General features: G+C 34.1%; 8 protein-coding genes. All 8 read left to right on the plus strand.

Features of this window, described 5'->3' with window-relative positions; translation table 11 throughout:
• Positions 1-10 precede the first annotated feature (10 nt).
• The 8 genes from EHC72_RS19910 to EHC72_RS19945 all read left to right on the plus strand — a co-directional run bounded on the left by EHC72_RS19910 (position 11) and on the right by EHC72_RS19945 (position 13,391).
• The gene (locus tag EHC72_RS19910) at positions 11-1,474 is read left to right on the plus strand and encodes a RagB/SusD family nutrient uptake outer membrane protein (protein WP_131539476.1); all 1,464 of its coding nucleotides are present in this window, start codon (positions 11-13) and stop codon (positions 1,472-1,474) included.
• 7 nt (positions 1,475-1,481) lie between these two features.
• The gene (locus EHC72_RS19915; protein ID WP_131539477.1) at positions 1,482-2,864 is read left to right on the plus strand and encodes a substrate import-associated zinc metallohydrolase lipoprotein; all 1,383 of its coding nucleotides are present in this window, start codon (positions 1,482-1,484) and stop codon (positions 2,862-2,864) included.
• Positions 2,865-2,877: 13 nt separating this feature from the next.
• Positions 2,878-4,224, plus strand: coding sequence for a DUF4302 domain-containing protein (locus EHC72_RS19920; protein ID WP_165585885.1), 1,347 nt, complete (start codon positions 2,878-2,880; stop codon positions 4,222-4,224).
• A 340-nt stretch (positions 4,225-4,564) separates the two neighbouring features.
• Positions 4,565-5,170, plus strand: coding sequence for an RNA polymerase sigma factor (locus EHC72_RS19925; RefSeq protein WP_131539479.1), 606 nt, complete (start codon positions 4,565-4,567; stop codon positions 5,168-5,170).
• Between the two features lie 124 nt (positions 5,171-5,294).
• On the plus strand, positions 5,295-6,479 hold the full coding sequence (locus EHC72_RS19930; RefSeq protein WP_131539480.1) for a FecR family protein: 1,185 nt from the start codon (positions 5,295-5,297) through the stop codon (positions 6,477-6,479).
• A gap of 358 nt (positions 6,480-6,837) precedes the next feature.
• Complete coding sequence (locus EHC72_RS19935; RefSeq protein ID WP_131539481.1) at positions 6,838-10,443, plus strand: SusC/RagA family TonB-linked outer membrane protein; 3,606 nt, start codon at positions 6,838-6,840, stop codon at positions 10,441-10,443.
• A 17-nt stretch (positions 10,444-10,460) separates the two neighbouring features.
• A complete protein-coding gene (locus EHC72_RS19940) occupies positions 10,461-11,927 on the plus strand; it encodes a RagB/SusD family nutrient uptake outer membrane protein (RefSeq protein WP_131539482.1) in 1,467 nt (488 codons plus the stop codon).
• A 21-nt stretch (positions 11,928-11,948) separates the two neighbouring features.
• Positions 11,949-13,391 carry a substrate import-associated zinc metallohydrolase lipoprotein gene (locus EHC72_RS19945; protein WP_131539483.1) on the plus strand — a complete coding sequence of 481 codons (1,443 nt, stop codon included), beginning with the start codon at positions 11,949-11,951 and terminating at the stop codon, positions 13,389-13,391.
• Positions 13,392-13,395: the final 4 nt, after the last annotated feature.

Here is a 13,395-nt window from a genome sequence, read left to right on the forward strand (position 1 = left end):
TTAATTAGTTATGAAAATATTTAAAATATCAACGTTTGTAATATTAGGTTCTGTTTTGGTACTTACTGCATCTTGTAAGAAATACCTGGAAACTGCACCAGATAATAGAACAGAAATAAATTCAATAGAGAAAGTTTCTCAGTTATTAGCAACTGCGTATCCAACAAATGATTACGTAACTTTTGCAGAATCAGCATCAGATAATGCCGAAGATAAAGGAGTAGGTATTGGAAACCTCGACGAAAGAACAGATGTGCCTTATGCATGGGCTGATCTTATCGGTTCTGGTTCTGATCGTTCATCTGGTTATTGGAATGCTTCTTATGAATCAATTGCAGCAGCTAACCAAGCACTTGCATCAATTGAGAAAGAAAACTTAGGCCCTGCAGCTTTACCTTACAAAGGAGAGGCTTTAGTTGCAAGAGCATATGCCCATTTTATGCTATCAATATTTTTTGCAAAACCTTACGAAAAAGGAGGAGCTAACAGTTCTCCAGGCATTCCGTATATAACCAGTCCGGAAACTAAAGTTTTGGTTAATTATAGTAGAGGCACGGTTCAAACAACTTATGAAAAAATCCAGAAAGATTTAGAAGATGGAATTAAATTACTATCAGTTTCTGCTTATAAATCTCCTAAGTTTCATTTTACTCCTGCAGCTGCAAATGCATTTGCTTCAAGGTTTTACCTTTTTATAGGTGATTGGCAAAAAGCAATAGATGCCGCTACATTAACGGTGCCAGGAAATGATTTTGTAAACAACATGAGAAGGTATACAACCGACTTGAAAAGTATAACGAATGAGGAGTTTAGAACAAACTTTAATAGCAGTACACAAAAATATAATCTATTAATTGCCAACTGTTACTCAACGTATTTTTCTTTTGGTAATTCACCAAGACATGGTTACGGGCCCAAATTGGCTAAAATGTTTACACAGAAAAATGTTACAGGTAAAGTGTTAGCAAATAGGGTTTTATCTTACTCTTCAAATGATTATACCACCTATAAATACAAAGGCTACTTTTTTAATACAGGGCCAGGTATTGGTTATAATTTATGCTATACGCCATTGTTAACAGTTGATGAGGCTTTAATGAATAGAGCCGAAGCTTATGTTGAAGCAAACCAGTTTGATAAGGCATTAAAGGATATAAATGATTTTATGAGTGTTAGAATAACGGGCTTTAATCCATCAACAGATGCAGTTACTCTAGCTAAAATTAAAGCATTTTATTTAATTGATGATCCTAAAGAAGGTTTAATTAAGACCATTTTAGATGCTAAAAAAGCAGAATTTTTACAAGAAGGTATTAGATGGTTTGATATTGTTAGACGGAAATTAACTGTTGTTCACAACATTTTCACAACAACAACAGAAACTTTTGTAGAGCTAGGACCAAATGATCCACGCAGGCTTTTTCAACTGCCATTAGAGGTAAACTTGTCTGGTATTGAACTTAATCCAAGATAATAAGAATATGAAAACATTATATAAATTAATAGGGTTTATAGCAGTACTTGTACTGACAATTTCCTGTAGAAAAACAGAAACTGTTGAGGCTGATTTATCCAAATTTAACCCCGACAATCCCACTACAAATACCGCTTTAGATCAATGGTTAAAATCAACCTTTTTAGATCCTTACAATATTGAGGTAATATATAGATATAACAGGTACTACCACGGAAACACAGCAAACGTAGTTCCAAGTAATCTTAATAATATCCAACCAACCATGCAAATTGTGCTTGATGGATTTATTAGCCCTTATCTAAAAGTTGCCGGGAGTAATTTTACCAAAACATATATGCCAAAAGAATGGGTATTGTTCGGTTCTTACTCTTATGCAGATTCTAACGATCCTGGTGTTGCAGGTACAGCCGCCGCAGGACGAAGAATTACGCTTTATGGATTAAATGATTATCAACCGTTACCAGCTGGCCAATTTTATGCTTGGGATAGACACAGAATTATGCATCACGAGTTTGGGCATATTTTAAATCAAATTATCCCAATTCCAACAGATTGGGAAGGTATTTCTAAAGGATTATACAAACAACCATACAAAGATACGCCAATCGCAACAGCCCATGCCAACGGTTTTGTTACTAGTTATGCCAGTGGACAACCAACAGAAGATTATGCCGAAACAATAAGCTGGGCACTAATTAATGGTCAGGCATGGTATGACTATTGGGCAAATACATCATCAGCAGAAGGAAAAAATAGATTAATTCAAAAAGAATTGAATGTTATAAACTACTATAAAAGCTTAGGTATTAATTTCAAGGATTTGCAAAAGGAAGTTCAATTGTACATGAAAAATACATTGAATTTAAATGAATCTAGGTTTTCATATTGGTTAGGGCAAAAGCTTTATTCGTCTATGATGATTAATCTGGATGAGGATGTTTATAAAACTTTTGGTATATCATCAGATTTTACAGCGGTTTACGAAGGAGTAAGAATGGGAGTTGCAGCTGCAGGAAATGCCAATCGCCGTCTAAATTATATTAGATTAGATTTTCCTACCGCAACCACGATGGTTGTTAATGTTAATTATACAAATACAGCTGGATCTGTGCTTGATGCAAAGTATGCTATTAATGTTGCTATAAATCAAACAACAGGAGAAGTTAAATTTACAAATGGAACTGCTGGAGGCACTGATGCAACATGGGCTGCTAATGCTAGTGCAATAAAACCAGGTGTTCAAATTTATCTTGATTATTTAATTAACAACACATTTGTGGCTGATTGGTTACCCGCTAATATTAACGGCGATAATTATATGAAATATGCAGGCTTTTATTTAAAAGGAAATCCTGACAGTTATTTTTATGGTCAATTAGCTTATTAATAATATGAAAAATATGAAAAAAATATTGTTTTATATTTCAGCCTTAATCGTAACGATATCAGGCTGTAAGAAAAGTTCTTATGTGCCAGCATTTGATAAAACACCACAAGAACGTGCAGCAGAGCAGATTGCTTTAGTATCTAGTACCTTAACTTCGGCGCCTAACGGATGGATAGCAACTTTACCTACACAGGCTGGCGGTGGTTATTCCTTTTATATGACTTTTGATAACAATCAAAATGTAGTTATGTATGCAGATATGACCAACACAAGCGCAGCAACTGGCGCCAAATCTTATTATAGAGTGAAGCAAGATTTAGGTACCGATTTGGTTTTTGATAGCTACAACTACATTTCAATGCTTGATGATCCAAATTCCTCTGTTTTAGGTGGTGCAAGTAAAGTAGGTTACAGTAGTGATATTGATTTTATTTATGACAGATCATCTGCTGATAGCATTATTTTTACCGGCAAAAAATACAGGCAATCTCTTAAGTTTGTTAAGGCAACAGCTGCCCAAAAGGCTCTTTACGAAGCCGGAGGTCTTAAAACTGCCATCGATAAAGTAAAAACTTTTATTACCGACAATAAATTTCCATACTTAGAAATTCCATCAGGATCTTCAGTTTTAAAAGCAGGAATTTCATTTAATACCACAAACAATTTAACAGCAGGTAAAAGGATAACATTTACTGGTGTATTAGCAGATGGTATTACAGCCTCAAGCGGAGTAGGAAAGTTTTCTTTCTCATTAGATGGAGGAGATATTCTTAGTAATGGCTTAACTTATGGAGGAATTAAATTTGTTAAATTTAGCTGGAAAGATGCAACTACTTTAGCTTTTTATGATTCGACCGGCAAAGAATATATTGTTAAAAATAGCACCAGTCCAGTTACGCCATTATTTATATTATTAGGCTCGGCGTATACCACAGTTTCATTACCAAACGCTACAACTTACTCTGGTTGGGGAGCAGACTATGTTGCTAGAAGAGCAACTTCTGCTAACGCCATGTTAACAGGCGGCTATAATTTACGATTGGAAAATATGGCGTTTACTTTCAGTGATTCGTTTAAGAAACTTACATTAAAAGTAAATATGCCACAAAATACAACCCAGTACGTTGGTACCATTAATTACACCTATACCAAAACAGATGCGGGTGTGTTTAAATTTAACTTTGTGGATGCTGATGGTAACGGAAATTTATGCGTGAATTTCATGGCGCCGCTGTTAGGGCAGAGATTAAATCTAGATAATTTTACAGTTGATTATTTGGTAGATCCAATTACCGGATCATTGTATGCCAAATTTACAAGTGTTCAAAATCCAACATTTACTTTTGCTGGAGCATTATAAGGTACATAATTCGCTCTTTTATATTCATCTACCTACAAACCTCAGTTTAAAACACTGGGGTTTTTTTATGTTTAAAATTTTAATATCCAGAAAACTTATTCTCTTCAAATTTGCAATACCTTACTAATTCTTTCGATAAGCAGTCAATTTCTAATTCAAGAATTTGTAATCTTAAAAACTGCTTTAATTTGAAAATTAGGAAGTATTTTGTATTGAAAAAATTGCTTTTTTTATATATTTCATTAATTCTTAGCTCAAGAACCAAAATAATTATCTATTATTGAGATACCATCCCCACTGTAGAGATAAAAGATAAAAAGAGGATTTAAAAGGGCTTGCTTTGAGTAAGAAAAATGAAAATAATCAGGATTTATTAAAGAAAATTGCCGAAGGGGACGAGAAAGCCTTTGGAGTTTTGTTTTATGAGTATCTTCCTGTTTTAAAATCTTTTGCCCTAAAATTCACAAAATCCGAGCATGCAACTGAAGAAATTATTCAGGATAGCTTTTTAAAAATCTGGATAAATCGAGATAAACTAGAGTTTGTTGATAACATAAAGGCATATTTATACAAATATGTATCAAATGAGTGCTTAAATTATTTAAGAAAAGCGCTTCGGCATGTTAAAACCATCGATAATTTTAAAAGTACCCATTCAGATCATAGCAATAATACAATAGATACCATTCACCTCAACGAGGTAAACAAAATAATCAATAGTGCCATTTTAAGTCTTCCCGTACAGCGGAAAAAAATTTATGAATTAAGCAGACTGGAGGGCAAAAGTATTCCCGAAATAGCCGAAATTCTTAATTTATCACCTAGCACAGTTAAAAATGCACTGGTAATTGCATTAAAAAGCATACGAGCTAATTTAGAACAACATGGAATAACTTTAAGCATGTTGTTGTTTTTGGGCTTTTTCGATAAATTATTCCCTCATTAATAAGTGTTTTTAGCCTATTAGCTTATTGATTACCTCATTTTCATTTCGTTATTTAAATAATTTAAAAATAAATAAATACCCAATAGTCCTAAATCTATTGAGCGGCTTCTTAGTATAAGATCATATGGAAAAAAGAATTAACCATTTATTAAATCAATTTCAGGAAGGAAAGCTGAATAATGTTGAAAAACAGGAGCTTTTAGAACTTGTAGAATCAAATAAAGAGGTGATTAATAATGAATTAGTTCATATGATCGCGGAAGAAGAAAAATCTATTAAGGATACGGAGGTTAATGAAAAGTGGGATACTGTTCTTCAAAATATTTTAGCCGCTGATAAACCACATAAAGTAAGAAGAAGATTTTTAACACCCGCTTTACAATGGGCATCAGCAGCTATTATATTAATTGCAATATCTGTAACATCCTATTTTTACTCAGTAAATAAGGGGCAAAAGGAACATGTTTTTGTTCAAGATGTTTTACCTGGCGGAAATAAAGCCGTTTTGACTTTAGCCGATGGGAAGAAAATCTCATTAACAGATGCCGTTGCTGGAGATATTGCAAAACAATCAGGCATATCAATAACTAAAACAGCCGATGGCCAATTAATCTATAAGGTTTCGGGGGGCGTTAATGAAAGTGATGATTCCAAGATGAATACTATTTCTACACCACGCGGAGGGCAATGGCAGGTACAATTGCCTGATGGATCCATGGTGTGGTTAAATGCAGCTTCATCTTTAACCTATCCATTAAGCTTTGTTTCGGCTAAGCAGCGTGTAGTGGATTTATCTGGGGAGGCTTATTTTGAAGTTGCTAAAGATAAATTACATCCATTTGTAGTTAGAACAGCAAAGCAGGAGGTTGAAGTTTTAGGAACTCATTTTAATATAAACTGCTATGCAGATGAATATGTAACTAAAACCACGCTGCTTGAGGGTAGCGTACGTGTATCGCATAATACAACTCATGATACTGAAATATTAAAACCCGGTGAGCAATCCGTTTTATCAAGTACTGGTATTAATATTAAAGGTATTGATGTAGAAGAAGCAATAGCTTGGAAAAACGGCTATTTTATGTTCAATAATGAGAAACAAGAAAGTATTATGCGTAAAATTTCCAGATGGTATAATGTGGAAATTGAATATGCCGATGCCGATGCCAAAGAAGTAATGTATTACGGAACGGTAGGGCGTTTTGGAAAAGTATCACAAGTATTAAGAAAACTTGAGCAAACCGGAGAAGTACGGTTTGACATTAAAGACAATAAAATTATAGTTTACAAAGAAGATAAAAGAAAATAAATGTTGAGGGATTAACCAGCCTTCATTATAACATTAAAGCATATTGTAACTAATTATTAATCAACAAACATAACCTAACTAACATGAAGAAAACTGCACTAAAAACTTAGATTACAGGTTATATAGAAACAAAATAGGAGTGTTATTGGAAGTAACACCCCTATTTCTGTGTATCTGTTAACCAACCGGTATAACCGGACATCGATCAAAAAAATCAATTATTTCTTGGATTAACCGCGAAACGCTTTTTAGCGCTTAAACAAATCAGTGTTTCGCACAAAAAACAGACTATCAAATGTATAAAATTTATACCAGAATTTTGTGTATGCCTCCCGGCTACATACCTAAATTATTATTAATGATGAAGTTAGTTACGGTCATATTGCTCGCCTCACTTATGCAGGTAAGTGCCGCTTCTTTTGGTCAACTAGTTACGTTGAAAGAGAAAAACGTAACGTTGGAGAAACTATTTAAGGAAATCAGAATACAATCAGGGTATGATGTTTTATTATCAACCAATAAAATTAAAAGTACAACGCTGGTTAATGCTGATTTTAATAATGCAACCATCGAAGTTATTATGGATAAAATTTTATCTGGTAAGGATTTAACTTACTCTATAGAAGATAAAACCATTCTAATAACCCCAAAAGAGAAATCTATTTTAGATAAGATTGTAAATTACTTTGCTGTTATTGAAGTTAAAGGTAAGGTACTAGGTGAAGATGGTAGAGGCATGCCGGGTGTAAGTATCCGCGAAAAAGGGATGAGCAACTCTACTACAACCAATTCAAATGGAGAATATACAATTAGAGTAGACGAAAAAGCAACTTTAGTTTTTAGTTACGTAGGTTACAACACCATAGAAACTGCTGTAAATGGACGTACAACGATTAATGTAAGTATAAAAGAAAATGTTAATGATTTAAAAACCGTTGATATCGTATCTACAGGTTATCAAAATTTAAATAAGAAATTATTTACAGGATCGGCAACAGCTTTAAAAGGTTCTGATGTTAAGCAAGATGGTATTACCGATGTAAGTCGTATGCTTGAAGGGCGTGTAGCTGGTGTTTCGGTACAAAACGTTTCAGGAACATTTGGTGCTGCACCAAAAATTCGTGTTCGTGGTGCAACTTCTATCACGGGAGATAATAAACCACTTTGGGTAGTTGATGGAGTAATTTTAGAAGATGTTGTAAATATTTCCAATGAACAACTATCATCAGGAGATGTAAGTACACTAATTGGTTCTTCTGTTGCAGGTATTAATGCCGATGATATTGAAAGTTTCAATATTTTAAAGGATGCAGCTGCAACTGCACAATATGGTGCCCGTGCCATGAACGGGGTTGTGGTAATTACCACAAAAAAAGGACGTATTGGTAAGCCACTGGTTTCTTATACAGGTAACTTTTCTACCTACCTTAAACCAACATATGATGATTATAACATCATGAATTCAGCAGATCAAATGTCGATTTATTCTGAGTTAGCCCGTAAAGGTTGGTTAAATCACTCTTCTGCATCGAGAGCAGCAGATGGTGGAGTTTTTACAAAAATGTACCAATTAATTAATACTTACGATGCTACTTCAGGACAGTTTGGTTTAGCCAATACACCAGAAGCAAGAAATGCATTTTTAAGTCGCTATACTACTGCAAATACAGATTGGTTTGATGTTTTATTTAAAAACTCCCTTCAGCAAGAACACGCAATCAGTGTATCATCAGGTACTGATAAATCACAATTATACTTCTCTACAAGTTATTTGAATGATAATGGTTGGGCAGCAGGCAATAAAGTTGAAAGATATACCGCAAACGTAAATGCTGTATTTAACATATCTGATAAATTAACGCTTAATTTTATTACAACAGGATCAATTCGTAATCAAACGGCACCAGGTACATTGGGTCGAGTAAGTAATCCGGTTGAAGGAAAATACTCAAGAGATTTTGATATTAACCCTTTCAGTTATGCCTTAAACACAAGTAGAACTTTAACTGCTTATGATTTAAATGGAAACAGAGAGAATTTTAGCAGAAACTTTGCTGATTTCAACATATTAAACGAGTTAGATAATAACACTTTGGAATTAAGCATGCTTGATTTTAAATTGCAAGGTGGTTTAAACTATAAATTTAATAAACACTTTAAATATGATTTCCTTGCTTCAATGCGCTATGTAAAAAGTGGTAATGAGCATAAAGTAAGAGAAAACTCAAACATGGCTGCTGCTTACAGAGCAAATGGCGATTCATTTTTACAAGATAATAACAGATTCTTGTTCCGTGATCCTGAGCATCCAGAATTACAACCTATTGTAGTATTGCCTTATGGTGGTTTTTACGATACTACGGATGATTTCTTAAAATCTTACATGGTAAGAAACTCTGTTGAGTACGATAACACCATTAATGAAGATCACTTGATTAACATTTATGCCGTTCAGGAAACAAGATTAGCTAACCGTCAAACCAGATCAAACATTGGCTACGGTTACCAATATGATAAAGGTGGTGTGCCATTTGTTGATCCAAATATCATTAAACAAGCTACCCTAAATAACTTGAACTATTACTCAATGGGGCATAAATACGATCGTTTTGCTGCGTTTATGACTAGAGCTGCTTATTCATATAAAGGAAAATATTCTTTTAATGCAACAGGTAGATACGATGGATCAAACCAATTAGGTAGTTCTGCAACGGCACGTTGGTTGCCAACATGGAACGTTTCTGGTGCATGGAATATTGATAAAGAAGACTTTTACGAAGGATCTAAAGTAAGCAATGTATTAAACCGTGCAACACTTAGAGCAACTTATGGTTTAACAGCAAGTTTAGGAAGTGCGACAAACTCTGCCTTAGTGTTAAAAAATTCGAGTGCATTAAGACCATATACAAACGAAATTGAATCAGTAATGAATATCGTTTATATTGAAAATAAAGATCTTACTTGGGAAAAGCAATATGAAACTAATATTGGTTTAGACCTTGGATTTTTTAAAGATAAATTAAACTTAACTGTTGATTTATACAATAGAAATGGATTCGATTTAATTAGCCCTTTAAGAACTTCAGGCATTGGAGGTCAGTTTATTACTGATGCAAACTATGCGGATATGAACACTAAAGGATTAGAAGTAACTTTAAGCGGACCAATTATTAAAACTAAAGACTGGTCTTGGAGAAGTAACATTAACTTTGGTTATAACGTAAATAAAGTAACCAAATTAACTAGCACGCCAAACATATTTACACTGGTAGGTGCTGATGGTGGCCCTCAGGTAGATCACCCTTACCGTGGGTTATATTCTGTAGATTTTGTTGGCTTAAGTCATGATAAAGGTGTGCCGCAGTTTATTAACGAAAAAGGTGAAGTAAGTTCTGACGTTTATTTACAGAGTTTAGAAACTAAATACCTTAAATATGAAGGTCCGACAGATCCAAAATTAACTGGAGGTTTTTACAATACAGTAAGTTATAAAGGCTTTACATTTACCTCACTATTTACTTTTTCTGCAGGTAATAAAATTCGTTTAAACCCAGCTTTTGGTACAAGTTATTCAGATTTGGATGCGATGCCAAACGAGTTTAAAAACCGTTGGACATTACCAGGCGATGAGTTAAAAACAAATGTACCATCAATTCCTGATGTTGAACTTGCAGGTAATATTGCAGGCACATATCCATACAATACTTATAATTATTCATCAGTTAGAGTTGCCGATGGTGGTTTTATCCGCTTAAAACAAATTGCATTATCTTATGCTTTAAGTCCAAAAATCATCAAAAGTATTGGCGCAAACAATGCATCAATTAGTCTTGTAGCTAACAATTTCTGGCTAATTTATTCAGATAAGAAACTTATGGGACAAGATCCTGAGTTTTTTGCATCTGGTGGTGTGGCTTTACCAATTCCAAAACAATACACACTGTCTTTAAAAGTTGGCTTCTAATTTAATCTGAAATGAAAATGAAAAAAAATATTATATTCTTATACTCAGCTTTTTTTGCCGTTGTGTTGGCATCCGGATGTAAGAAATTTCTGGATCATCAACCAGATGATCGTACAGAATTAAATTCGCCTGTTAAAGTGGCTGAGCTATTGGCTAATGCATATCCTCATGGCAATTACATAACATTTGCCGAATCGATGAGTGATAATGCAGGTGATAAAGGAACAATTAGCAGAGAATTACCTAATGCATCTCCATGGAATTTTGTTGATCAAATTAATGCTGATACCGAAGATACTCCACCATTTTACTGGAATTCTTGCTATAAAGCCATTAGTGCTGCAAACTATGCTTTGGAGGCGATTGATAAAGCAGGTAACACAGCAGAATATTCTGCAAGTAAAGGCGAGGCTTTAGTGGCCAGAGCATATGTTCATTTTATGCTGGTTACATTTTTCGCAAAACCTTATGATCCTGCTACTGCAGCATCAGATCCAGGTATTCCATATGTTACTGTACCGCAAAAAACGGTAGAAGGTAACTATACAAGAGGTACTGTAGCTTCTGTTTATGCGGCCATTGAGAAAGATTTGGAAGAAGGATTACCATTAATTCAAAATAATACTTATCGTGTTCCAAAATATCACTTCACCACTCAAGCGGCGCATGCTTTTGCAACACGTTTTTATCTTTTCAAAAGAGCGTATCAAAAAGTAGTAGATCATGCAAATGCTTTATTTCCAGGTGTAACTGTTGCCGATAATTTAAGAGCGTGGAATACCACTTACAATGCATTGGGTTATTATGAGTTACAAGCCATTTATACAAAATCGACAGAACCAGCAAACTTGTTATTGCAAGAAGCTGCTTCTTATTGGGGAAGAAGCTTTCCGGGTTACAATTATGGCTTAAGCTCTTCGGTACTTCCTATTTTTAATGCAGCAAACAACCCAAGCAAAAAGGCTTTGGCAATGAGCAGTAAGATTTTTGGAGGAACAGAAGTTGTTTATAATATTCCAAAATTTAGAGAACATTTTGTGAAGGAAACCATCAGCGCAAATTTCGGTGATGCTTACAATATGGTTCCTTTATTAACAAGCGAAGAGGTTTTATTTAACAGAGCAGAAGCAAATGCAATGTTGGGTAATAACAGCCAAACCGTTGCTGATTTAGATGCATACTTATCAAAAAGAATTGTTGGGTATAGTGCAACAGCAGATAAATTTACTGAAGCAAAAGCTACGGCATTTTTCCCAAATACAACTATTCAAGATGCCCTTGTAGGAACTATTTTAAACTTTAAACGTATGGAATATATGCACGAAGGTTTAAGATGGTTAGACATGATAAGATTAAAAATTCCTGTTGTTCATACCTCATTTGATGGTAAAACAGTAATTACCTTAAATGCTGATAATCCAAAAAGGATAGTTCAAATACCTCAAGATGCTGTTGCTGCTGGGTTAGCTGCCAATCCTAGATAATAATCATAAATATAAGAAGTTATGAAAAGTAAAATATTTAAAATGACGTTGGTTGCAATTACAACCATTATGCTGGCATCTTGCAGTAAAAAAGATGATTTATCTCAAGTTCCAGTTGGATTAGGTGGCGATACCTGGGCTAAAGGACCAATTGATGACTGGATTAGTACAAATTATACCACACCGTATAATATTGAGGTTAAATATAAATGGGACAGATCTGAATTACCTGAGATTTATAAAAATGTTATCCCAATTAAGGAAGAGCTTGTAATACCAGTAATGAGTATTATAAAGAAAACCTGGATTGAGCCGTATGCAGCTATAAAAGGCGAAGACTTTATGAAAAAATACTGCCAAAAGCAGTTTTATTTAGCAGGAAGTCCATCTTATAACAGCAATGGTACCATCACTTTAGGTACAGCAGAAGCAGGTAGAAAAATTGTATTACTTGATTTAAATACTTTTGATCCAAATAATAAAGCAGCGGTTAGACAAATTTTGCACACCATGCACCATGAGTTTGGCCACATTCTTAATCAAAATATAGCTGTAACTCCTGATTATCAAGCCATAACTCCATCAGATTATACTGCAACATGGTTTAATATTTTTAGAGGTGCTTATTCAACAAATGCTACTCTTGATAAAATTATGTACGAAGCAGATTTTTGGGGTAAAGGCTTTATTACACCTTACTCAAGATCAAATAAAGATGATGATTTTGTTGAAACCTTATCAACGTTGTTAGAAGGTGGACAAGCTAATTTTGATAATATCATTAATAACCTTTTTGTTTATGATGGATCATTTATCAAAAGAAATGGAAAAGGTGTTTATGAGCAAAATACGGATGCAAGAAATAAGCTAACTAAAAAGAAAAACATTGTTGTAGCTTATATGAAAGATAGCTGGGGTATTAATTTAACCGATTTACAAGTTAAAACTCAGGCCGCTATCGAAGCAAATTCGCCAACACCAGATTTTAATACTTTATTAGGCCCAGGCAAAACTTATGGTACAGTAACCATCAATCCTCAAAAATTAACAGGATTATCAGCTAAGTTTTTAACCGCTTATAACACGGCTAATAATGCAATGCTTGCTGCGTCAACGCCTTTGTATATTGATAATATCTCATTGATTTTTACTACAACAAACAGAATGACGCTTAGGGTAAATTACTTAAACCCTGCAGCTACGGTTAGTGCTGGTTCTAATGCAGATTTTAACTATACCACTACAAATGTAAATGGTGTACTTACGTTAACCTATACAAACCCACAACCAACAAATGCAAACGCTAGACTTATAGAAGCATATTTACCAGCTTTATTGGCCTACTTTAATAACCAATCATTTAATGTTCGTTGGGTAGATGATATCATTCCACAGTCTAAGAGTATTTTTGGAGGGTTTGTAAAAACTACAGATGCGACTTCATATTTATTTGGAACATTATAAATTA

Source organism: Pedobacter nototheniae, assembly GCF_004335085.1.
Lineage (GTDB): Bacteria > Bacteroidota > Bacteroidia > Sphingobacteriales > Sphingobacteriaceae > Pedobacter > Pedobacter nototheniae.

Coding starts and splice junctions, on each gene's coding strand:
- EHC72_RS19940 (WP_131539482.1), top strand. CDS start 10,461: ATGAAAAAAAATATTATATTCTTATACTCAGCTTTTTTTGCCGTTGTG.
- EHC72_RS19920 (WP_165585885.1), top strand. CDS start 2,878: ATGAAAAAAATATTGTTTTATATTTCAGCCTTAATCGTAACGATATCA.
- EHC72_RS19935 (WP_131539481.1), top strand. CDS start 6,838: ATGATGAAGTTAGTTACGGTCATATTGCTCGCCTCACTTATGCAGGTA.
- EHC72_RS19915 (WP_131539477.1), top strand. CDS start 1,482: ATGAAAACATTATATAAATTAATAGGGTTTATAGCAGTACTTGTACTG.
- EHC72_RS19945 (WP_131539483.1), top strand. CDS start 11,949: ATGAAAAGTAAAATATTTAAAATGACGTTGGTTGCAATTACAACCATT.
- EHC72_RS19910 (WP_131539476.1), top strand. CDS start 11: ATGAAAATATTTAAAATATCAACGTTTGTAATATTAGGTTCTGTTTTG.
- EHC72_RS19930 (WP_131539480.1), top strand. CDS start 5,295: ATGGAAAAAAGAATTAACCATTTATTAAATCAATTTCAGGAAGGAAAG.